The 21312-nt window shown below is 56.4% G+C and carries 20 protein-coding genes and 1 pseudogene; 18 read left to right on the top strand and 3 right to left on the bottom strand.

What is annotated here, in order from left to right; all coding sequences use genetic code 11:
* Window positions 1-236, bottom strand: a pseudogene (locus tag AAAC48_RS19735) (ribulose 1,5-bisphosphate carboxylase); the annotation flags it as partial.
* Between the two features lie 224 nt (window positions 237-460).
* Between AAAC48_RS19735 and AAAC48_RS19740 the strand changes: the two are divergent.
* From AAAC48_RS19740 to AAAC48_RS19785, 10 genes are all read left to right on the top strand, one after another.
* A complete protein-coding gene (locus AAAC48_RS19740; RefSeq protein ID WP_340655812.1) occupies window positions 461-1285 on the top strand; it encodes a phosphogluconate dehydrogenase C-terminal domain-containing protein in 825 nt (274 codons plus the stop codon).
* 90 nt (window positions 1286-1375) lie between these two features.
* Entirely contained in the window at window positions 1376-2317 is a 942-nt protein-coding gene (locus AAAC48_RS19745) for a D-ribose ABC transporter substrate-binding protein (protein ID WP_340655813.1), read from the top strand.
* An 83-nt stretch (window positions 2318-2400) separates the two neighbouring features.
* Complete coding sequence (locus AAAC48_RS19750; protein WP_340655814.1) at window positions 2401-3078, top strand: DUF2291 domain-containing protein; 678 nt, start codon at window positions 2401-2403, stop codon at window positions 3076-3078.
* Complete coding sequence (locus AAAC48_RS19755; RefSeq protein WP_340655815.1) at window positions 3075-4625, top strand: sugar ABC transporter ATP-binding protein; 1551 nt, start codon at window positions 3075-3077, stop codon at window positions 4623-4625. Before AAAC48_RS19750 ends, AAAC48_RS19755 begins: the two co-directional genes overlap by 4 nt.
* Window positions 4622-5689 (top strand): ABC transporter permease, encoded by a 1068-nt coding sequence (locus AAAC48_RS19760; RefSeq protein ID WP_340655816.1) that lies wholly within the window; start codon window positions 4622-4624, stop codon window positions 5687-5689. The genes AAAC48_RS19755 and AAAC48_RS19760 overlap by 4 nt, the downstream gene beginning before the upstream one ends.
* A gap of 4 nt (window positions 5690-5693) precedes the next feature.
* Entirely contained in the window at window positions 5694-6722 is a 1029-nt protein-coding gene (locus AAAC48_RS19765; RefSeq protein ID WP_340655817.1) for a Gfo/Idh/MocA family oxidoreductase, read from the top strand.
* The gene (locus AAAC48_RS19770) at window positions 6719-8647 is read left to right on the top strand and encodes a hypothetical protein (protein ID WP_340655818.1); all 1929 of its coding nucleotides are present in this window, start codon (window positions 6719-6721) and stop codon (window positions 8645-8647) included. Before AAAC48_RS19765 ends, AAAC48_RS19770 begins: the two co-directional genes overlap by 4 nt.
* Window positions 8648-8714: 67 nt before the next feature.
* Window positions 8715-9425, top strand: a complete 711-nt coding sequence (locus AAAC48_RS19775; protein ID WP_340655819.1) for a transcriptional regulator NanR — start codon at window positions 8715-8717, stop codon at window positions 9423-9425.
* Between the two features lie 74 nt (window positions 9426-9499).
* Window positions 9500-10228 carry an intradiol ring-cleavage dioxygenase gene (locus AAAC48_RS19780; RefSeq protein WP_340655820.1) on the top strand — a complete coding sequence of 243 codons (729 nt, stop codon included), beginning with the start codon at window positions 9500-9502 and terminating at the stop codon, window positions 10226-10228.
* A gap of 145 nt (window positions 10229-10373) precedes the next feature.
* Window positions 10374-11174 (top strand): DUF1194 domain-containing protein, encoded by an 801-nt coding sequence (locus tag AAAC48_RS19785; RefSeq protein WP_340655821.1) that lies wholly within the window; start codon window positions 10374-10376, stop codon window positions 11172-11174.
* Between the two features lie 81 nt (window positions 11175-11255).
* Here AAAC48_RS19785 and AAAC48_RS19790 read toward each other — a convergent pair whose 3' ends face one another.
* Window positions 11256-12461, bottom strand: a complete 1206-nt coding sequence (locus tag AAAC48_RS19790; RefSeq protein ID WP_340655822.1) for an HPP family protein — start codon at window positions 12459-12461, stop codon at window positions 11256-11258.
* A gap of 343 nt (window positions 12462-12804) precedes the next feature.
* On the opposite strand from AAAC48_RS19790, the gene AAAC48_RS19795 reads away from it, so the two are divergent.
* The 7 genes from AAAC48_RS19795 (at window position 12805) to AAAC48_RS19825 (ending at window position 18211) form a co-directional block, all read left to right on the top strand.
* Window positions 12805-13491: an RNA polymerase sigma factor gene (locus tag AAAC48_RS19795; RefSeq protein WP_340655823.1), complete on the top strand. Its 687-nt coding sequence runs from the start codon at window positions 12805-12807 to the stop codon at window positions 13489-13491.
* Between the two features lie 87 nt (window positions 13492-13578).
* Window positions 13579-14097 (top strand): DUF4142 domain-containing protein, encoded by a 519-nt coding sequence (locus tag AAAC48_RS19800; RefSeq protein WP_340655824.1) that lies wholly within the window; start codon window positions 13579-13581, stop codon window positions 14095-14097.
* A gap of 10 nt (window positions 14098-14107) precedes the next feature.
* Complete coding sequence (locus AAAC48_RS19805) at window positions 14108-14428, top strand: cupredoxin family copper-binding protein (RefSeq protein ID WP_340655825.1); 321 nt, start codon at window positions 14108-14110, stop codon at window positions 14426-14428.
* A gap of 36 nt (window positions 14429-14464) precedes the next feature.
* Window positions 14465-14749: a hypothetical protein gene (locus AAAC48_RS19810; RefSeq protein ID WP_340655831.1), complete on the top strand. Its 285-nt coding sequence runs from the start codon at window positions 14465-14467 to the stop codon at window positions 14747-14749.
* Window positions 14750-14771: 22 nt separating this feature from the next.
* On the top strand, window positions 14772-16202 hold the full coding sequence (locus tag AAAC48_RS19815) for a nodulation protein NfeD (protein WP_340655826.1): 1431 nt from the start codon (window positions 14772-14774) through the stop codon (window positions 16200-16202).
* A 14-nt stretch (window positions 16203-16216) separates the two neighbouring features.
* Window positions 16217-16972 carry a slipin family protein gene (locus tag AAAC48_RS19820; RefSeq protein WP_340655827.1) on the top strand — a complete coding sequence of 252 codons (756 nt, stop codon included), beginning with the start codon at window positions 16217-16219 and terminating at the stop codon, window positions 16970-16972.
* A 72-nt stretch (window positions 16973-17044) separates the two neighbouring features.
* Window positions 17045-18211, top strand: coding sequence for a diphosphate--fructose-6-phosphate 1-phosphotransferase (locus AAAC48_RS19825; RefSeq protein ID WP_340655828.1), 1167 nt, complete (start codon window positions 17045-17047; stop codon window positions 18209-18211).
* 10 nt (window positions 18212-18221) lie between these two features.
* Here AAAC48_RS19825 and AAAC48_RS19830 read toward each other — a convergent pair whose 3' ends face one another.
* Complete coding sequence (locus tag AAAC48_RS19830) at window positions 18222-19430, bottom strand: TIGR03862 family flavoprotein (RefSeq protein WP_340655829.1); 1209 nt, start codon at window positions 19428-19430, stop codon at window positions 18222-18224.
* Between the two features lie 205 nt (window positions 19431-19635).
* On the opposite strand from AAAC48_RS19830, the gene AAAC48_RS19835 reads away from it, so the two are divergent.
* Window positions 19636-21069 (top strand): aldehyde dehydrogenase family protein, encoded by a 1434-nt coding sequence (locus AAAC48_RS19835; RefSeq protein WP_340655830.1) that lies wholly within the window; start codon window positions 19636-19638, stop codon window positions 21067-21069.
* The last annotated feature ends 243 nt before the right edge of the window (window positions 21070-21312 follow it).

The following is a 21312-nucleotide window of genomic DNA, read 5'->3' on the forward strand; positions in this document are numbered from 1 at the left end:
AGCGCTGATACCTCACGCAGTTCGAACAGATTGCCGGCAACGGTTGCGAGCACATTAGGCAGAGAGGGCCCCATGTTCGCAAGCGACCAGGACAGGCGAATTCTTCCGCGGGTGAATTTCTTTCCAACGATTTTGCACGGCAAAGACGGCTTATCAAATTCTCCGGTCGCCACAATCGACTCAATGCGAGCGCCATAAGCCTCTTTGAGGGCATCAGTTTCAGCTTCAAGCTTCATGAACGTGCCTGAGGATTGCTCTCCGGCAATGATTGCCGCCGTGCCGGCAAGGTCACACGGCGTCTCGAGATCGTACTCAGCATAAATCCTGTTCACATTTTCCTCCCGTCGATTGTCGGAAACACATAACAGGAAGATTATTCCCTTATCAACTCATTATACCAGTTGACAACATGATATCTTGCCGACAAATTGCGACAACAAATCCAAGGGAGGCTTCTTTCATGAAAATTGCACTTCTCGGTGCCGGCGGCAAAATGGGAACGCGGCTTGCGAAAAACCTCAAAGGATCGCGGTTCGAAGTAGCCCATGTCGAGGTCAACGAGACTGCAAAGGCCCGCCTTAAGAATGCAATCGGGGTTGATTGCGTTGCGCCGGACGAGGGGCTGAAGGGCGCCCAGATCGTTATTCTGGCGGTTCCCGACACGGCGATCCGGTCGGTGTCTCATCAAATCGTGGACAAGCTTGAGCCGGGCACGATGCTGGTGATCCTCGACGCTGCAGCGCCGTTCGCAGGACACCTGCCGGAACGCAATGACATTACTTATTTCGTCACACATCCCTGCCATCCGCCGATCTTCAACGACGAGACGGATCTATCCGCAAAGCGTGATTTTTTTGGCGGTGTTGCCGCCGCCCAGTCGATCGTCAGCGCGCTCATGCAAGGCCCGGAAGAGCATTTCGCCCAAGGCGAGGAAGTGGCCAAGCTGATCTACAAGCCTATCCTTCGTTCTCACCGGGTTACGGTCGAACAGATGGCACTGCTTGAGCCAGGTCTATCTGAGACCGTCTGCGCCTCCTTGCTCGTCGCCATGAAGGATGCGCTCGATGAAGTCGTTCGCAGAGGGGTCGATCCCGTGGCCGCCCGCGATTTCCTGCTCGGCCACATGAATATTCTGGGTGCCGTCATCATGGGTGAAGTGGAGGGCGTTTTCTCGGATGCCTGCAACAAGGCCATCGAGAACGGCAAGCCGAGGATCATGCAGCCGGATTGGCTGAACGTATTCAATCGCGACGAGATTACGGAAAGCATCCGGCGGATCACCTGATCCGCCAAATGCTTTTCCCAACTCTGTTGGAGGACAGGGAAGACCACCAGAAAACAACGATCGATAAAGTGTCACTCGGGAGGAGAAACCATGACATTCTTGAAGAAGCTTATGCTTGCGACTGCAACAACTGCACTTTTGGCAGCATCACCTGTCATTGCCAGTGCAGCTGATCTGATGGCGATCATCACGCCGTCTCATGACAATCCGTTCTTCAAATCGGAAGCTGAAGGCGCCAAGGCGCGTGCAGAGGCCCTCGGCTACGAGACAATCGTGCTCGTGCATGATGACGATGCCAACAAGCAAAATGAGCTCGTTGATACAGCGATCGCACGCGGCGCGAAGGCCATTGTCCTCGACAATGCCGGATCTGATGCGTCAGTGGCGGCGGTTCAAAAGGCCAAAGACGCCAAGATTCCATCATTTCTTATCGACCGCGAGATCAACGCGACAGGGATTGCTGTCTCTCAGATCGTTTCCAACAATTATCAAGGGGCAACCCTTGGTGCGGAATTTTTCGTCGAGCAGATGGGCGAGAAGGGCACCTATGTCGAGTTGGTCGGACGCGAGGCCGACATCAATGCCGGCATTCGCTCCAAGGGCTATCACGACGTTATTGACCAGTATCCGGACATGAAGATGGTCTCCCGTCAGTCGGCAAACTGGAGCCAGACCGAGGCCTTTGCCAAGATGCAATCGATCCTGCAGGCCAATCCGGACATTAAGGGCGTCATTTCCGGCAATGACACGATGGCGATGGGTGCCTGGGCTGCGCTGAAGGCGGCGAACCGGACCGATGTCATTCTGGTTGGTTTTGATGGCAGCAATGATGTGCGCGATTCGATCAGTGAAGGCGGCATTAAGGGAACCGTTCTGCAGCCAGCCTATCGTCAGGCAGAGATGGCCGTGGAACAGGCAGACAAATACATCAAGACAGGATCGACGGGCCAGGAAGAGAAGCAATTGATGGATTGCCTCCTGATCACAGCCGACAACTCCAAGAAGCTTGAAACCTTCGCTATGAAGGACTGAACGGACAAGGGCATGACGGACTTGCGAACATTCCGTCATGCCCTTCATGTTTGCCCTGATCCGGATTCTCGCGGGTAAAATTGATGACAGTCAGAACAATCGTGCTTGTTGCCATCGCGGTCGCCAGTGTGGCGCTGGGGATTTCGGGCTGCAAATTGAAGAAGAATGAAGCGGCCGGCACAAAGACATCCGGTCAACTCGAAATATTCTTCGATTCCTCGGATTTCAACGCGGACAAGGTTGTGGCCGATGTATGGTCACCAAAGGTCGAGCCATTCATGCGCGACAAGGCTCATCCATTTGCCGAGGTCCAAGTGGCATTGGCGAAAGACGCCAAAAGCGCTGGTCCCGAATATGGCTATAGCGAAAACCCTGCCCAAAATCCTTACAGTTTTATCGTCAAACTTGATGGCAACGTGGTTGATGCCAATACGAAATCCAGAGCCGCATATATCGAAGTCGATACCAACGGTGACGGCAAGGGTGACGTAAAGGTGCAGCTTGGTCCGGTCATCCGGGGCACGGCCTTGCGCGACGTCCTGCCGTTCATCCCCTTCAGCGCCTTCAAGAACCAGATCGAATACGCCAATGTTGGCCGAGCGCTGAATGCCCAGGTCTACGACTCCAAGCTTTCCAAACTCGACCGCGAAAATCTCGTCGGAAAACAGGTGAGTGTGACCGGCGCTTTCGTTACTCCGAACGCAGGGGCCGAAATCCTGATCACGCCGTCTAATGTAACTATCGCGGGTGGTCAGCAATGAGCTCCGTTGATCAGGAGATCGTGTTGAGCGTCCGGGGTGCAACCAAGGTTTACCCAGGAACGGTCGCACTCAAATCTGTGGATTTTGACGTCCGTAAGGGTGCCGTGAATGTACTTGTTGGCGAAAATGGTGCTGGAAAATCCACGCTTATGAAGATTATCGCCGGCGTCGAGCAACCCAGCGAAGGGACAATACTGCTGGGTGGTGAGCCGGTGCGCCTGACGAGCACGCAAGATGCAATTCAAAACGGAATTGGTATCGTATTCCAGGAACTCAACTTGTTCCCGAATTTGACCGTTGCGGAGAATATTTTTATCACACGCGAACAATGCCGCTTTCGTGTGGATATCGACCGCAAGGCACAGGAAGAAAAGTCCCGTGCGCTGATGCGCCGGCTGGAACATGACATTCCGGTCGACCGGCCCGTCGCAGAGCTGCGGATTGGCCAGCAACAGATCGTCGAGATTGCCAAGGCTTTGTCCCAGGACGCCAAAATCCTCATCATGGACGAGCCGACATCGGCGCTGAGCGCCACGGAGGTCGAAATCCTCTTCCGCGTCATTATTGAGCTGAAAGCACAGGGTGTCGCCATCGTCTATATTTCGCACCGCCTTGAAGAATTGGTACGTATCGGCGATTTCATCACCGTTCTCAGAGATGGGAGTATCACCGGCTCAAGATCGATGAAGGACGTCGATGTGCCGTGGATCGTACGCAGCATGATCGGGGCATCTTCCAAGGATTACGCCAAGACGGCCGAACACCAATATGGCGATGAAATACTGCAGATAGAGGATGTCACCCTTCCAAGGCAAGGGGGCGGTTATACCGTCGACAACGTCTCTCTCTCGCTGCGAGCAGGTGAAATCATCGGCATTTACGGCCTGATGGGGGCTGGGCGAACGGAGCTGTTCGATTGCATCATGGGCCGCCACAAAAACGCCGACGGCACCATTATCGTCGCCGGGAAGCCATTGCCAAAGGCAGACATCCTTGAGCGGATCAATGGCGGCCTTGCCCTGATACCCGAGGACCGCAAGGCCGAAGGGCTGATCCAGATAATGTCGATAAGTGACAACATGACCCTGGCAAGCCTTTGGAATTATGTACGCGGCGTACAGATTGATCGCCAGAAGGAGCGTACAGCGGTTGCGCGCTACATACGCAGGCTTGCGATCAAGATCGCCAATCCGGATAACGAGGTCGCGTCGCTATCGGGCGGAAACCAGCAAAAGGTTGTCATTGGCAAGGCGCTGATGACCGGTCCCAAAGTCCTGCTCATGGACGAACCAAGCCGGGGTATCGATATTGGCGCCAAGGCAGAAGTGTTCCGAACCATGCGCAAGCTTGCGGCGGACGGGCTCGGCATTCTTTTCGTCACCTCTGATCTTGAGGAGGTCATGGCCCTCTCGGACCGCATCATCGTCATGTCGAAAGGCCGGATCACCGGTGACTTTCAGCGCGAGGAGGCCACAGAAGAAGCTGTGGTCGCAGCATCGAGTATCGGGCACGATGTAAACAATCATAAAGTGGAGGCTCGAGCATGAGCGCTACCATCGCCAAGCAGGCACCCGGATTCAATTCAAGTTCGGCTGTGATGGCGCTCCTGCATATGCGCACCTTCATCGCCTTATTTCTTGTTCTGATCTTTTTCTCCTTCGCCGCGCCGAATTTCCTGAGTACTGCCAACATGGTGATCATGTCGAAGCACGTGGCGCTCAACGCGTTCCTCGCGATAGGGATGACATTCGTCATCATTACCGGGGGTATTGATCTTTCTGTTGGGTCGATCGTCGGCCTGTCGGGCATGGTCGCAGGTGGCTTGATTATGAACGGGCTCAATCTCGGTCCGATTGGTTACACCGTCTATTTCAACGTCTTCGAGGTTGTGCTCATTACCTTGGCCGTTGGTGTTTTGATCGGGGCACTCAACGGGTTTCTCATAACCCGCTTGAATGTCGCACCATTCATTGCAACGCTCGGCACTCTCTACGTGGCGCGGGGTTTTGCTCTTCTTTCATCGGACGGGCGCACTTTTCCTAACCTTGTTGGCAATGCGGAACTCGGAACGACAGGCTTTCCATTTCTAGGATCGGGATTGATCCTCGGTATCCCAGTATCGATCTGGCTGCTGGTCATCGTCGGATGCGCTGCGGCGTACATCGCCATGAGGACCCCGCTCGGGCGCTTCATCTATGCCGTTGGCGGCAACGAGCGTGCAGCCGCTCTCTCGGGTGTCCGCGTCAACCGCGTAAAAATGTTCGTTTATATGTTCTCGGGCTTCTGCGCTGCGATTGTCGGCCTGATCATTTCCTCCGAACTGGTGGCCGCCCATCCGGCCACAGGCGAAAGTTTCGAGCTCAATGCGATCGCTGCGGCAGTTCTTGGTGGAACCTCGATGTCCGGCGGCCGCGGCAGGATCGGCGGCACGATTGTCGGTGCCTTCGTGATCGGTATCCTTTCCGACGGCCTTGTGATGATGGGTGTCAGCTCTTTCTGGCAGATTGTCATCAAAGGCGTGGTGATCATTGCCGCCGTTGTTGTTGACCAGTTCCAGCGAAGATTGCAACAAAAGCTCGCACTACAGCAGCAAGCGGCAATCGGAGGCTGAACATATGTTGAAAGGGGGCCTGATCGGTTGCGGTTTCTTCGCCCATAATCATCTGCATGCCTGGCAGGAAATCGACAATGTAGCGATTACAGCTTTGTGCGATCGGGATGAGAGCAGGTTGAAGGAAGCGGGCCTGAAGTTTGGAATTACCAAACTCTATAGCGATGCGGCGCAAATGATTGCCGAGGGACCCCTTGATTTCGTCGATATTGCAACGACTGTCGCAACGCATCGGCCACTGGTTGAATTGGCTGCCAGTGCTGGCCTTCCAGTCATTTGCCAGAAACCATTTGCCGAAAGCCTGATCGATGCCCGTGCCATGGTCGATACATGCGAGCGCGCAGGTGTGCCGCTGATGGTGCACGAGAATTTCCGCTGGCAGGCGCCGATCCGTGCGGTGCGAGACGTCCTTGCCAGTGGCCGGATCGGCGAAGTGTTCTGGGGGAGGGTTTCGTTCCGCTCGGCCTATGACGTATTTTCGGGGCAGCCCTATCTTGCCACTTCCGACCGGTTCATCATTGAGGATCTCGGTATCCACATTCTCGACATTGCCCGCTTCCTCTTCGGCGACGTTACTCGCTTGTCAGCAGCAACAAAGCGGATCAATCCCAGCATCAGGGGCGAGGACGTCGCCACGATTTTGATGGTTCACGAGAGCGGCGCTAGCAGCATTTGCGACTGCAGCTATGCGACAGCACTGGAGGAAGAGCTTTTCCCGCAGACACTTCTGGAGATCGACGGCAGCCGCGGTACGCTCAGGTTGTCGGCAAACTATGAACTGACGATACACAGCGATGGTGTTACCGAGAAACAAACCGTCGCCCCAGTGCTTCACGCCTGGGCCACCAAGCCGTGGCACAATATTCAGGAGAGTGTCCACAACATCCAGAAGCATTGGGCGCAATGCCTTATCTCCCATAGAACGCCAGAGACGTCCGGCCAGGATAATCTGAAAACCATGGCATTGGTGGCTGCCGCCTATCAGTCGGCGGCCGGCAATCTTGCGTCAGTCGACGTGAAGGCTTTGCCATGACGACAGCCACGCTAACCCGTTTGGTCAGGCTCTTTGGAACGGATGTGGCTGCGCTCGAAGCGCAGCCATTAAGCGCCGGGGAACTGGAGGCGGAATTCGTCCAGGGCAACTTGAGAGCCATCCGCTTCAAAGGCCACGAAATCCTGCGTGCCATCTCTTACGTTGTTCGCGACCGGGACTGGGGCACATTTGATCCGGCTATAAGCGGGCTGGTTGTTGATGCACAGGATGAACATTTCGAGGTGCGGTATGCAGCGCGATGTGGCGAGGGCCTGGATTATGTGGCAACAATTCGTGGTAACGCCGCAGGTGTCCTGAAATTCTCTGTCACCGCAACGCCGGACCGTGACTTCGAGACCAATCGCTGTGGATTTTGTGTCTTGCACCCAATCGTGGGTATCGCGGGAAAACCAGTCACGGTTGAGCATTGTGATGGCACGAAAGAAGATTCACTTTTCCCGGACCTGATCGATCCCTGGCAACCATTCAAATCGATACGCTCGCTTACCCATACTGCAGGAGAGGGAATAGAAGCGACCTGCCGCTTGATTGGCGACGCGTTTGAAATGGAGGATCAGCGCAACTGGTCAGACGCGTCCTACAAGACTTATGTCCGCCCGTTGGCGTTGCCTTGGCCATATATCATGCCCCAAGGCATCTCCAATACCCAGTCTGTTGAGCTTGATCTCAAGATCTCGCCGCCTGCTGCGGCCAAGAGCGGTCGCCGCGACACCGTCAGGGTCAGCGTTTCCGGCAGGCCAACCGGCCGAAAGTTTGCCGCGACCGGCCTGCTGGTCATGCCCGAAGATCTGCAGGATACGCTCGATCATTCGTCCGCGCTGCGTGCCATCGCCCCAGGTTTTCTCCTTTGTCATCTCGATGCAACGGCGGGCCATGGCGAAGCAGAGTTGAACGGTTATGCGAGACTGCAGGACCGGACGGAATGTCGGGTCCTGCTCGAATACATTGTCGCTGCAACAGGCAATCTCGACTGCGAGTTTTACGACCTTGCGTTAAGAATGGAAAAGTCTGGGCTTCGGCTGGACGCGATGGTTGTCTGCCCGTCCGTCGATCGCCAATCGACACCGCCCGGAAGTGTCTGGCCGGCGTGCCCGCCACTGTCAGATGTCTACCGAGCTGCGCGTGCAGGCTTTCCCGATCTTGCACTTGGCGGCGGCATGGTGAGCTATTTCACCGAACTCAACCGCAAACGGCCACCGGTCACGATGCTGGACTTTGTCACGCACGGCACAAATCCCATTGTCCATGCCGCCGACGACACGAGTGTGATGCAGACGCTCGAGGCCTTGCCCTTCATCTTCCGTTCCGCGAGGCAAATCATGGGCGATGATCGCATTTATCGCCTGGGACCGACTTTCATTCCTATGCGTCAGAACCCATATGGTTCCCGCGTTTTCGACAACGATCTGAACGAACGCAAGACGATGGCGAAGATGGACCCGCGCCAGCGCGGGGTATTCGCAGCTTCATTCGTTGCAGGGTATGCGGCACGCGTTGCCGAGCACGACATTGCTTCGTTTGTTGCTGCAAGCCTGTTCGGTCCGGCCGGCCTTCTTGGCGAAGCAGACAACCGCTATCCTGCATTCCACGTCGTCAAGTGGCTTTGCAGCTTGGCTGGGCAATCCGTGATCGAGAGCAGTTCGCAGGACGAGACCAAAATATTGCCATTGGCATGCCGCGACCCTGCTGGACGCCTAAGCGTCCTGCTTTCAAATATTACCGCAGACCCGCTTACCGTGAAATTCGATCCAGGGGCAGCCGAAGGCGCACTGACGGTTGCGATCCTGGATGAGGATAGTTTCGCCGGCACTGAGGTGAAGACGGAAGAACTGCCGGTCGGCAGTAGGGTGTTTGAGCTTCAATTGAAACCCTATGCGGTTGCACTCCTGCGCTGTAAGGTTTGACTACATGGAAGGTCGTCTGGCATTAGACTGGTGATTGGAAATGACGGTTTCGGGAGCTCTTTGATTCATGAATAATCTCGATGATCGAATCGTCAGAAGAAAGCTTTCGGATGAAGTTTTCGATCGATTGCATGACCTCATCGCCAGCGGCGAAATCGGCCCGGGTGACGAGATGCCCTCCGAGCGCGATCTTATGGAACGGTTTGGTGTCGGGAGGCCCGCGATCCGCGAGGCCATGCAAAGCTTACACAATATGGGTCTGATCGCGATTTCGCACGGGGAGCGCGCTAAAGTTAGTGCTCTGACACCTCGAACGATGTTCAAACAGATCGACGTTGTTGCGCGCATGCTGATGCTGACATCGCCTGAGTCACTGGAACACCTGAAGGGAACGCGCCTGTTTTACGAGCGCGGCTTGGTCCGCATTGCTGCGGAACGGGCGACACCAGACGATATCGATGCACTTGAGGCAATCCTTGAGAGTCAGAAAAGCCATTATGGCAATTCCGAACGTTTCATTGATGATGATATCGCATTCCACCGCAAGATTGCGTCCATTTCCGGCAATCCCATTCTTGAGGCCTTGAGTGAATCGCTTCTGAAATGGCTGTTCGAATACCACATTGAAATGTTGATCTGGACAGGCCAAGAAAAGGTGACCTTGCAGGAGCACGCAGTCATTCTCGATTGCATAAAGGCCGGCGATCCGGATGCAGCGGAGCGCGCTATGGTGATCCATATTGAGCGTTCGAGGGGCTTATATGCGGTCAAGCGCTGAGCGCAACCGAAAGTAAATCGTCTGGCTGGCGTAGAGCTTCGGGATCTGTGCGGCTAGCAAAGGAAACACCAATCATGGCCAGGTCATTGAGTATTGAAGTAAATCGCCGTTATGCGCTTGGTTTGGTTGCGGTTACCGCGACTGGTGGCATATTCCTCGCGCCCGAAGCTCTGGCGGCGGAGGGTTCCCCATTTGCCGGCGTTTCTCTGCTGATGCCCGGCGCAGGTGTCTGCTCGATTACACCGGAAGTGACCGAGGGGCCGTTCTATTTCGACCCCGAGCTCGAACGACAGGACATCACCGAGGGGCGCCCGGGCGTGCCGCTGACCGTGCGCCTACAAGCCGTCGATAGCCAATGCCGGGCTTTGACCAAGGCAAGGGTTGCAATCTGGCATTGCGACGCGAAGGGCATCTATTCCGGTTATCCCGGGCAGGGTGACAGCCGCGATATCGACACGACCGGTCAGAAATTCCTGCGTGGAAGCCAGCATGCTGACGAGAATGGTATCGTTTCGTTCAAGACAATCTATCCGGGCTGGTATCGCGGTCGCACCACTCATATACACTTCAAGGTGTTTCCCGACGACAGTTCGGTGATGACCGGGCAGCTGTTCTTTCCCGACGCTCTCAGCGAACGTCTCTTCACAACGGTCGCGCCCTATGACGATCGCCCGCAGGCGCGTGACACCTTCAACCAGGACGACGGGATCGCCCGGCAGGCGGGGCAAGTGTCGCAGGCTGCCCTGCGTGAGAAAGCGTCTGAATTCGAGGCCCTGATCGTCATCGCGGTAAAGGCCGGCTAGACGACGATTTGGAGAGCTACGCGTTCACACGTGGGATTAAAGCTGGCGGCAATACCAATTGCCGATATATTCGGGTCCTCGCGGCTTGTTGAGACCAACGGTTCTGCCGGCGGATGGCCCGAAGAGGTGACTGGGGATAACGCCAATGAGAAGGCGATGGGCGCTTATTGCCTCCTTTTGTGTTCTAGGCGGAAGTGCACTGGCCGAGCAGTTCCCTATGGCCGTCGATCTGGAACTGGTCATTGCCGTCGATGTCTCGTACTCCATGGACGTCGAGGAACAGAGAATTCAAAGAAAAGGTTATGTGGATGCCTTTCGCAGTCCTGAGGTCGTACGAGCCGTGCTCGGTGGACCGCTGGGAAAGACGGCCGTAACGTTCGTCGAGTGGGGTGGCTCGGCCGTTCAGATCGTGCCGTGGACTCTGATTGACGGTTCGGTGTCTGCTGATCAATTTGCCGAAGAGTTGCGCCGGCAACCAGTAAGACGGATATCGTTCACGTCGATCTCGAATGCGCTAGCGTTCGCGCGAGCGCTTATTCGAACCAATCATTTTCGAGCGAGCCGACGCATAATCGATGTTTCGGGCGATGGGCCCAACAATGCGGGCGCTCCGGCGCCCGTTGCCCGCGATGCAGCTGTCGCGGATGGAATCACGGTCGATGGACTTCCGATCCTGTTGAAGACCGCACCGGATTCGGCATCGATTCCAGACCTGGATGACTACTATGAAGCATGTGTTATCGGTGGCGATGGGGCATTTCTGCTGAAAGTCTCAGACGTCCGCCAGTTCGCCGAGGCCATCCGCAACAAGCTCGCTATCGAGATCGCGGGATCCAAGGTAAGCGAACGTCAGGAGCGGCGGGTCGCACACGCATCCGCGCAATACAAACAACCTTATAATTGCCTGGTCGGCGAAGAGTCTCAGGAGCGTTCGATTGGAAAGTGATCTGCACCGCTATGTGACTGATACAAACTTTGGCTGTCGAAGCGTCTTTGATGGTTCGGGATTATCATCAAGATCGGTCAGCTAAGCTGCTTGGTTATCAGATGACAAGATTGCCGACTTGTCCTCGACAATGCCTCCCTGCCTTTCGTGAAACAGAGCAGCGATCAGGTCCGATTGCGTCACGATTCCGACCACGCGGTTGTTTGCGTCAACAACCGGCATATGATGCAGCCCCATGTCTGCCATCGGCGGCACGAGCTTGGCGATCATGGTTTCGGGCACAGCCGACTGGACCCGCCGCGTCATTATGTCGGCCACCGTGTGCTTGGATTGCCTCGCCAGCCGGAACCTGTTTCCGACACGGATCCGCCAGCCGAGATGAAGGCGCCCGTCCTGTGCCAGAAGCGATGCCCGCATGAAGTCCGTCTGCGTGACAATACCAACCAGCCCACCATCCGCTGCAGTCACCGGCAGTGCCTTGATCCGGTGGTTGATCAGAAGCTTCCAGGCCTCCCGCAAGGGCGTCTGCGGCTGCACGGCTGCCACGTCCCTCGACATGATCTGGGCACAGGTGATCTCGCCCGATCGCCTTTCATAGGCGCGGATCTGAGCCCGGTGCAGCAAGGCATCGAGCTCGTCCGGGCTAACGTTGACGATCTCGTCATACTGGGCGAGAACATCTTGTAGATCGCTAGGCACAAACCCGATGCGCGCAGTTGGCACCGGATCGCTCGTGCGGTGAACGTTGGTTGGTACTGCGGGTAAAAGATGAGGATATCGTCGGCCCGTCAAATTGTTGAACAGCAAGGCTGCCGCCAGCAACAAAATGGAATTGAGGCCAACTGGCCAGAAGACGAAGCCATATCCTTCGGCATGCAGGACTGGACCGCCGAGGACGGCTGTCAAAGCCACGGCCCCACTCGGGGGATGGAGGCAGCCAAATGCAAGCATCAGGCCGATGGCCACCGACACCGCGAGCGCCGATGCAACGATCGGATCGGGTATGACAAGTGCAAATGTCACGCCGACAAATGCCGATAATATATTACCGCCAAGTATAGACCATGGCTGTGCCAGCGGACTTGTGGGAGCTGCGAAGAGGAGCACTGCCGATGCGCCCATTGGAGCAATCAAAAGAGGCAGGTTGACATCGGGTCCGAGTGCAAACTTGCTGACGAGACCCGTCAGCATAATGCCGATCAACGCACCGAGGCACGCGCGCATCCGCTCTAGTTTACTGATCGGCGCAACGGCTGGGATGAAGCGCTTGAGGGTGCTCAAAAGCATCGCGAACTGAACCTGTTGGAATGTGGGCTGTAAGCATGCAGCCACTCGACGCACGCGGCTGAAATGCCTGCTTAAATGAATAGCAGTTAGCCTAACTTTTGGGCAACGAATAAACTTACGCATTCTGCTCAATTTGCAGAATGCGATTCCTCATTTGGCGGTCATGCGGGGAAAATCTGCTACTGTGTGTCCGCGTGGTGAAATGCCGTCAGCGGATGACGGCAACAATCATCAGAAACCATGGCGGCGGGCTCTCCAGATTGGTACCCCTTGGGGGACTCGAAAATCGTCCGGGAACCTTTTTGCGGCAGCAGCATCTAACATGTCGATGAGGAGATTGGTGATGGCCGCGATTTCAACAAATAAAAGTACCCTAGCTGATCAGTCGGGCGATTTCGATCTCGTTCGGCGCGCCCTGACCCGTGACGCCAGCGCATTTCGCACGATCATGCAGGCGCATAACCGCAGGCTCTTCCGCATTGCCCGTGGCGTCGTGCGTAATGATAGCGAAGCCGAGGATATCGTCCAGGAAGCCTACTTAAGCGCTTTTGCGCATCTCGACACATTTCGCGGCGATTCCACACTCGCTACCTGGCTTTCCCGCATCGTAATCAACGAAGCTCTTGGACGTTTGCGCAAACAGCGACGGGCATCCGTCGTTGCGGCGACGTTTGTTCAGGACGCCAAAATCATTCAGTTTCCGCTGAGTACGAACGATGATCCGGAGCGGGCTATGGCGCAACGACAGATGCTCCAGCTCATTGAGCGGGCTACAGACAACCTACCCGATCTGTATCGTACTGTTTTCATCGCTCGGGTGATCGAGGGCATGAGTATCGAAGAGACAGCTGATCTGCTCGCTATCCGGCCCGAAACTGTAAAGACACGACTTCACCGCGCCAGGCACTTGCTGCGAAAACAATTGGACGAACAGATCGGTCCGGTGTTGCTTGATGCGTTCCCGTTTGCCGGACGGCGCTGCGAGCGACTGACTGCTGCAGTCATGCAGCGGCTCGGATTTCCGGAATAATTTTCAGGAACCCTTTCCCCTCGCAAGCATCCAATGGTTGTCAATCAGAAACAATGCCCGCCATCCAGCAGGGCAAAGGAGGATATCATGCTCTCTCGTAAAACCGTTGCTGCATTCTGTCTGGTTGGTGGCGCTTGCCTGGCGCAAGCAGCCGACAAGCCAACCGATCCGCAGATCGCACACATCGCCTATACGGCCGGCACGATCGACATCGAAGCGGCTCAGCAGGCGATCAAGAAATCGAAGAACAAGGATGTTGTCGGCTTTGCCAACGACATGGTTCGCGACCACGAAGCAGTCAACAAGCAGGCGCTTGATCTTGCCAAAAAGCTCAAGGTTACGCCGGAGGACAATGATACCAGCCGTGCCCTGACCAAGGCAGCCAGCGCGCAACGAGATAAACTTGCCAAGCTCAACGGCGCTGCTTTTGACAAGGCATATGTGGCGAACGAGGTCGCCTACCACAAACAGGTGAACGGTGCCCTTGAAACACTGCTCATCCCATCAGCAAGCAATGCCGAACTTAAGAGTCTGCTCCAGACTGGCCTGAAAATATTCCAAGGTCACGAGCAGCATGCCGAGCACGTCGCCGCCGAACTCAAATGAGGATCAAAGTATGTTGTTGAAACGGCATCTTTGGATCGGCATCGTTGTTGTATTGGACATGGCTGCCGGTCCCGCATGGGCGGAAACCATTCGAGTTACGATCGACAAGCTTGTTTTCTCGCCGGCCACTATCAAGGCAAAGGTCGGCGACACAGTCGAATGGGTCAACAATGACATTCTGGCCCACACCGCGACGGTGAAGGGGGACTGGGATGTGATGATCCCGGCCGGCAAATCCGCAAGTTTGGTTTTAGACAAGGCAGAATCGGTGGAATACTACTGCCGGTTTCACCCCAACATGAAGGCCAAGCTGGCTGTGACTGAGCCTTGAGGTTCACGATCGACTTGAGCAAGCTGTCATGAGTACATGAGGGGCCATGAACGTGCAGAAAACCGCCGCACGCTTGCTGGCCACTTCCTTGCCGAGAAGTTTGGATTGAGCGTACAGCTCCTGGCATTCAGGACCGACGATATTTTCGCGGCGGCAAAAGCGCTCAAAGCCAACGGCTTTGCGCCGCTGCAGATTTCGCCCAACTATTGTGACGATATCGAGCGCGCTTCGCCGCTCAAAAACGCTATTTCCGGCTGCGGGGCATGCCAAAAACCCGTAAGTATCATCACCAGACACATGTGGCAGAAACAAATGCTCTGATGTAAGCTAAGCCATGGAACTGATGAGGAAAATCATCGGAAAATGGTTCGGATATAGCCGCGCCGTACTCGCTATTGCCGCGGCATTATTAGGCATCCTGTTGTCGGCACCGTCAAACGGCGTTCAGCCCCCTCATGCCGCACCGATCGCAATCCTGCTGCAACTCCAAGGGGTCGTGGGCCCAGCCTTATCCGACTACATAACGCGAGGCTTACGAACGGCGTCAGAGCGCAATGCATCTCTCGTTATTGTGCAGATGGACACGCCGGGCGGGCTCGATACATCGATGCGCGATATCATTCGCTCCATCCTCGGTTCACCGGTGCCGGTAGCGACCTATGTTAGTCCGAGCGGTGCACGTGCCGCGAGCGCCGGTACCTATATTCTTTATGCCAGCCACGTTGCGGCAATGGCACCGGGCACCAACCTGGGTGCTGCGACGCCGGTCCAGATCAGCGATTTGCCTTTTCCGGGTGGTGACGAAGGTAAGAACGACAAGAATCAGGATACCGAAACAAAAAAGAGCGGGGATGATGCGGTCAAGCCTTCGACACCTCACAGTCCAATGGAAGCGAAAGCGATAAACGACGCGGCCGCTTACATCCGCTCGCTCGCTGAATTGCGCGGCCGCAATAGGGACTGGGCTGAAAAGGCCGTGCGTGAGGCAGAAAGCCTTTCCGCCAGTGCAGCGCTCAATGAGAATGTGATTGATATCGTCGCAACGAACGTGGATGAGCTTCTTGCGCAGGCCAATGGCCGCACCGTCAGCGCGGGAGGAAACAAGATCAAGCTCGATACCAGAGGTCTTTCTGTGGAGCAGATCAAACCAGACTGGCGCACCGAACTGCTGATGGTGATTACAAACCCGAATGTTGCGCTGGTGCTTATGATGATAGGTATCTATGGTCTGATCTTCGAGTTCATGACGCCCGGTTCGTTTTTTCCTGGAACCATAGGTGCAATTTGCCTTCTGGTTGGCGCATACGCGCTCGCCATCCTTCCCGTGAATTTTGCCGGACTTGGTCTCATCATCCTCGGCCTTGTGCTGATGGCTTCCGAAGCGTTCGTGACATCTTTCGGCGTTCTCGGCATTGGCGGCGTGATAGCTTTCATAGCCGGCGCCACGATACTAATTGATACCGACATTCCCGCCTTCCGCATTTCCTGGCCGCTAACCGCTGGGATCGCCCTGACCAGCCTGGCGCTTTCCTTAATCGCGATCCGTCTGATTTTCGCCTCGCGCAGACGCCCGGTTGTGACAGGCAGCGAAGAGATGGTGCGAACACGCGGCGAAGTCCTGGACTGGCGTGGAAACCGGGGACATGTGCTTGCCCATGGCGAGCGGTGGTCGGCAATATCCGAAGGGCCGCTGAAAAAGGGACAAAAGGTCCGTATATCCGGCATCAAGGGCGTTATCCTTAAGGTTGAACCCGATCAGCCGGAGAGCAGCTAGTGGAGGATTTCCCGATGCTTATCACCATTCTTGTTGCGATCATCGTCATCGTACTGGTGCTCTTATCCGCTGCAATCAAGATATTGCGGGAATATGAGCGCGGTGTGGTGTTTACGTTGGGGCGCTTTACCGGCGTTAAAGGACCTGGTCTGATCATCCTCATTCCGTTTATTCAACAAATGATGCGTGTCGATTTGCGCACGGTGGTGCACGATGTACCAAGCCAGGACGTTATATCGAAGGACAACGTGTCGGTGCGCGTTAACGCGGTGCTCTATTTCCGCGTCATTGACCCCGAACGGGCGATGATCCAGGTTGAGGACTTTCTGATGGCAACGAGCCAGCTCGCGCAGACGACGTTGCGTTCAGTCCTTGGCAAGCACGATCTCGACGAGATGCTGGCTGAGCGCGACAAGCTCAACATTGACATTCAGGAAATTCTCGACGCACAGACGGATGCCTGGGGTATCAAGGTTGCCAATGTCGAGATCAAGCATGTCGATCTCAATGAAACGATGGTGCGCGCCATCGCCCGCCAAGCCGAGGCCGAGCGCGAACGGCGGGCTAAAGTCATCAACGCCGAAGGTGAGCAGCAGGCTGCGCAGAAACTGCTGGAGGCCGCTAACATTCTGGGCCAAAAGCCAGAAGCGATGCAATTGCGTTACCTTAGTACGCTAAATGTGATTGCAGGTGAGAAAAATTCGACGATAGTGTTTCCATTCCCGATGGAACTGGGCGAGTTTTTAAAGGCAGCAACCAAATCCAAATAGCGGTACTGTATGACTGGATCTGGCCATCCGGCCCAAACCGGCGAATGGCATGAAGCGAAAGGGTGGGGGCATATGACCGAGACATTCGTGATAGCACAGGGCGGCGGTCCAACTGCGGTTATAAACCAGACCTTGGCGGGTGCTGTGATCGAGGCACGCCAGCGCTATCCAGGTGCCCGCGTGCTTGGTGCGCGACACGGCGTGCGGGGAATTCGCGACGGGAATTTCGTGGACCTCTCGGGTTTAACAGAACAGGAGCTTCGCCTCCTCGCGGCAACGCCAAGCGCCGCGCTCGGGAGCACACGCGACAAACCCGATGCGGCCTATTGCGAAACAATCCTCAAAGGCCTGCGCCAGGCTGCCGCGACCGCGTTCATCTATATTGGAGGGAACGATACTGCTGGGACACAACAAATCCTTGCTGATGCAGCTGGCAGCGATATCGCCTTCGTCCACGCCCCCAAGACAATAGATAATGATCTTGTCGAAAACGACCATACGCCGGGATTCATATCTGCCGCCGACTTCATCGCAGGAGCTTTTGTTGGTGTTGATCTCGATTTCCGCGCCCTGCCGGGAATCTATGTTGGCATTGTGATGGGTCGGCATGCCGGCTTCCTGACAACGGCAGCAGCCGCCTGGCAGCCAGATGAGGAAAGTGGTCCTCATCTGGTTTATGTGCCCGAACGGGCATTTTCGGCAGCGCATTTCATCGAGGACGTGCGTGCGGTCGTGAGCCGGTATGGACGATGCATCGTGGCCATGTCGGAAGGTGTGACGGCGCAAGATGGGCGATCTGTCGTGGAGAACCTCGTCCCGTCCGATCGGCTCGAACGCGACGCGCATGGCAACGTGCGGCTGTCGGGCGGAGATTTGGGGATGGCGATCGAACAGGCACTGAAGGATGGCCTGCCAAAGGTGCGCGCGCGTGTCGATACATTCGGCTACCTGCCGCGGGGCAATGTCAACACGATCAGTCCAACAGATGCACGAGAAGCCTTCGAAGCTGGTGCTTTTGCGGTCGAGGCGGCAGCGCGTGGCGGCGGCTCGGTGGCGCTGCAATATGTGGGCGGCGCCACGAGCCCGCGGCTGGTACCGCTTGCCAGTGTTGCCGGCAAGACGCGCCATCTGCCGGACAACTTCCTCGTGCCCGAAGGCAATCGGATTTCTGCCGAGTGCAGAGCCTATCTGCAACGATTGGTGCCGAAGCGTTTTGAACTCGCAAAGCCGTTTGTGTGAGGCAGGAAGCTCAGCGCCGCAGCCAGGATTGGATGCCTTGTGCCGCCGCCCGTCCGGTGGAAAAACAGGCGGTAAGCAGATAGCCCCCGGTTGGAGCCTCCCAGTCAAGCATCTCCCCGGCAACGAAGACCCCGGGTATTGCCTTCAACATGTATCCGTCATCAATACCGTTCCAGCATACGCCGCCTGCCGAGGAAATTACTTCCGCGATGGGACGCGGCCGAAGAACGGGAAGCGATAAAGCCTTGATGCGTTGGGAGAGGCGTTGTGGATCAGCCAGATCGCCCTCATGCGCCAGTTCCCGCAGCAGCGCGGCCTTGACACCTTCGATCCCCGCGCCCTTGCGAAGGCGAGTGGAAAAACTCGCTTTGCGATCCTGTCGTGCAAGGTCCCACGTCAGCCGTTCCGTGGTTCGCAAAGGCGCGAGATCAAGCACCAGGGCAGCCGCACCATCCCCTTCAAGCCTGTCACGCAAGCTGGCCGCATGGGCATAGACCAGGCTCCCCTCAATGCCACTTTTCGTTATCACAAATTCGCCGGGAAAAGTGCCTGCGTCCGAGGTGGCGGTCACCGATTTCAGCGGCTCGCCGGCAAATCGTTCCCGGAACGGGCCGCTCCAGTCGACGTCGAACCCGCAATTGGCGGGTCGAAGATTGCTCACCTCTACGTCCTTGTTCCTTAGCCATGATACCCAGGCGCCATCGGATCCAAGCCGCGGCCAACTGGCACCGCCGAGCGCCAGCAACACCGCATCGCAATGAACGATCTTCAATCCCTCCGGAGTCTCGAACCTATATCCATTATCGTCAAAGCCCGACCAGCGGTGACGAGTGAGGAGCCTGGCGCCCTGTGCATCCAGCCTACGGAGCCAGGCGCGCAAGAGCGGCGAGGCCTTCATTGCTTTCGGGAAAACACGACCTGAAGAACCGACGAAGGTTTCCGTGCCGAGCCCTGCCGCCCAGATGCGCACATCTTGTGGGGTGAATGCATCAAGGGCAGCCCGCAACCGGTCCGAAGCAATGCCGAAGCGGCCTGCAAAACGCGAATAGTCCTCGGCATGAGTGATGTTGAGGCCAGATTTGCCCGCAAGCAGGAACTTGCGACCAACCGTCGGCATGGCGTCGTAGATCGTCACCAAATGGCCCGAGAGGGACAATACCTCAGCTGCCATCAGGCCTGCAGGTCCGCCACCGATAATTGCGATCTTTTTTATGGTCATTTGCTTGCCTGAGGATCAAACCCGTACGGTTCACTCTTGGCCCGCACGGACAACGAGTGCAAGGTGTCAAGTTCGAGGTTTCTGAACGGCAGCTTGTGCTAGCGCGCAACATTTGAAAGTTCAAAAAGCCGAGAGCAGGGAATTTCGCGTTGAAACGACGTGCTCCTATGGTATTGCTTCGGCCAAACACAATGAGAGATATATCATGACCTTGCACCAGAACCTGATCAACGGCGAGTGGGCCGGCGGTGATGCCATTGCCAATATCAACCCATCGAACACCAACGACGTTGTTGGCGAATATGCGCGTGCGACGGCCGCGGACACGTTGAATGCGATCGCTGCGGCGAAGGCGGCATTCCCGGCGTGGTCGCGTTCCGGCATTCTCGAACGCCATGCGATCCTGCGCAAAACCGCCGATGAGATCACGGCTCGCAAGGATGAGCTTGGCCGGCTCTTGTCGCGGGAAGAAGGCAAGACGCTTGCCGAGGGCATCGGCGAAACGCTGCGTGCCGCGCAAATCTTCGATTTCTTTGCGGGCGAAGTGCTGCGGCTTGCTGGCGAGGTGCTGCCAAGCGCTCGTCCGAACATCGGCGTTGAGATTACCCGCGAACCGGTTGGCGTGGTCGGCATCATCACGCCGTGGAATTTCCCGATCGCCATTCCGGCCTGGAAGATCGCCCCGGCGCTCGCCTATGGCAATACGGTTGTGTTCAAGCCCGCCGATCTGGTGCCCGGCTGCTCCTGGGCGATTGTCGACATATTGCATCGCGCCGGCTTGCCCAAGGGCGTGCTCAACCTGGTCATGGGCAAGGGGTCGGTGGTCGGCCAGACCATACTCGACAGCGCCGACGTCAATGCCATCACTTTCACCGGTTCTGTCGGCACGGGCAAGCGCGTCGCTGCAGCTTCGATTGAGCACATGCGCAAGTTTCAGTTGGAGATGGGCGGCAAGAATCCGTTCGTTGTCCTTGACGATGCGGATCTGACTGTCGCCGTGGATGCGGCGGTCAACAGCGCCTTTTTCTCCACCGGCCAGCGCTGCACTGCCTCCTCGCGCGTCATCGTCACCGAAGGTATCCATGACAAGTTCGTGGCGGCAGCAACCGAGCGGCTGAAGGGACTTGTCGTCGACGATGCCCTTAAAGCTGGCACGCATATCGGCCCTGTCGTCGACCAGAGCCAACTCAATCAGGACATGGATTACATCGAGATCGGCAGAAGCGAAGGCGCCAATCTCGTTTTCGGTGGCGAACGTCTGAACCGGGAAACACCCGGCTTCTACTTGCAGCCGGCGCTTTTCACCGAGGCGACGAACCAGATGCGTATTTCACGCGAAGAGATTTTTGGCCCCGTCGCCAGCGTCATTCGCGTCAAGGATTACGAAGAGGCACTGCATACGGCAAACGACACGCCATTCGGCCTTTCCTCCGGCATTGCCACAACCAGCCTGAAGCATGCGACGCATTTCAGGCGCAATGCGGAGGCCGGCATGGTCATGGTCAATCTGCCAACGGCGGGTGTCGATTTCCATGTTCCCTTCGGTGGGCGCAAGGGATCGAGCTATGGTCCGCGCGAGCAGGGCAAATATGCGGCTGAATTCTACACCATAGTGAAGACGGCCTATACGCTCGCCTGAGCAAGGCCTGATTTGCTGCGATTTATCGTGATGGGCGCTGCGATTGCAGCGCCCATTTTCGTTGGCGCCAACCAATGCAAAGGCAACTTATCCCCAGGGCTGGTTGTTGGTTTTGGAAAAGTTTGGAAAAATTGATTTTGGTGTGTTGACAGTTTTGTTGGGTGGGGTCTATATACCGGCACAACGAGGGCGGGGCGCCGCTGGCGGTTGCTGAATGCGCCCTAAGGTTTGCTTAGGTTTGAT

Source organism: Phyllobacterium sp. (assembly GCF_037994405.1).
Classification (GTDB): Bacteria; Pseudomonadota; Alphaproteobacteria; order Rhizobiales; family Rhizobiaceae; genus Phyllobacterium.

Excerpts from the sequence above, each read along its gene's own strand:
- AAAC48_RS19740 (WP_340655812.1), top strand. The coding sequence starts at position 461 with ATGAAAATTGCACTTCTCGGTGCCGGCGGCAAAATGGGAACGCGGCTT.
- AAAC48_RS19745 (WP_340655813.1), top strand. The coding sequence starts at position 1,376 with ATGACATTCTTGAAGAAGCTTATGCTTGCGACTGCAACAACTGCACTT.
- AAAC48_RS19750 (WP_340655814.1), top strand. The coding sequence starts at position 2,401 with ATGACAGTCAGAACAATCGTGCTTGTTGCCATCGCGGTCGCCAGTGTG.
- AAAC48_RS19755 (WP_340655815.1), top strand. The coding sequence starts at position 3,075 with ATGAGCTCCGTTGATCAGGAGATCGTGTTGAGCGTCCGGGGTGCAACC.
- AAAC48_RS19760 (WP_340655816.1), top strand. The coding sequence starts at position 4,622 with ATGAGCGCTACCATCGCCAAGCAGGCACCCGGATTCAATTCAAGTTCG.
- AAAC48_RS19765 (WP_340655817.1), top strand. The coding sequence starts at position 5,694 with ATGTTGAAAGGGGGCCTGATCGGTTGCGGTTTCTTCGCCCATAATCAT.
- AAAC48_RS19770 (WP_340655818.1), top strand. The coding sequence starts at position 6,719 with ATGACGACAGCCACGCTAACCCGTTTGGTCAGGCTCTTTGGAACGGAT.
- AAAC48_RS19775 (WP_340655819.1), top strand. The coding sequence starts at position 8,715 with ATGAATAATCTCGATGATCGAATCGTCAGAAGAAAGCTTTCGGATGAA.
- AAAC48_RS19780 (WP_340655820.1), top strand. The coding sequence starts at position 9,500 with ATGGCCAGGTCATTGAGTATTGAAGTAAATCGCCGTTATGCGCTTGGT.
- AAAC48_RS19785 (WP_340655821.1), top strand. The coding sequence starts at position 10,374 with ATGAGAAGGCGATGGGCGCTTATTGCCTCCTTTTGTGTTCTAGGCGGA.
- AAAC48_RS19790 (WP_340655822.1), bottom strand. The coding sequence starts at position 12,461 with ATGCTTTTGAGCACCCTCAAGCGCTTCATCCCAGCCGTTGCGCCGATC.
- AAAC48_RS19795 (WP_340655823.1), top strand. The coding sequence starts at position 12,805 with ATGGCCGCGATTTCAACAAATAAAAGTACCCTAGCTGATCAGTCGGGC.
- AAAC48_RS19800 (WP_340655824.1), top strand. The coding sequence starts at position 13,579 with ATGCTCTCTCGTAAAACCGTTGCTGCATTCTGTCTGGTTGGTGGCGCT.
- AAAC48_RS19805 (WP_340655825.1), top strand. The coding sequence starts at position 14,108 with ATGTTGTTGAAACGGCATCTTTGGATCGGCATCGTTGTTGTATTGGAC.
- AAAC48_RS19810 (WP_340655831.1), top strand. The coding sequence starts at position 14,465 with ATGAGGGGCCATGAACGTGCAGAAAACCGCCGCACGCTTGCTGGCCAC.
- AAAC48_RS19815 (WP_340655826.1), top strand. The coding sequence starts at position 14,772 with ATGAGGAAAATCATCGGAAAATGGTTCGGATATAGCCGCGCCGTACTC.
- AAAC48_RS19820 (WP_340655827.1), top strand. The coding sequence starts at position 16,217 with ATGCTTATCACCATTCTTGTTGCGATCATCGTCATCGTACTGGTGCTC.
- AAAC48_RS19825 (WP_340655828.1), top strand. The coding sequence starts at position 17,045 with ATGACCGAGACATTCGTGATAGCACAGGGCGGCGGTCCAACTGCGGTT.
- AAAC48_RS19830 (WP_340655829.1), bottom strand. The coding sequence starts at position 19,430 with ATGACCATAAAAAAGATCGCAATTATCGGTGGCGGACCTGCAGGCCTG.
- AAAC48_RS19835 (WP_340655830.1), top strand. The coding sequence starts at position 19,636 with ATGACCTTGCACCAGAACCTGATCAACGGCGAGTGGGCCGGCGGTGAT.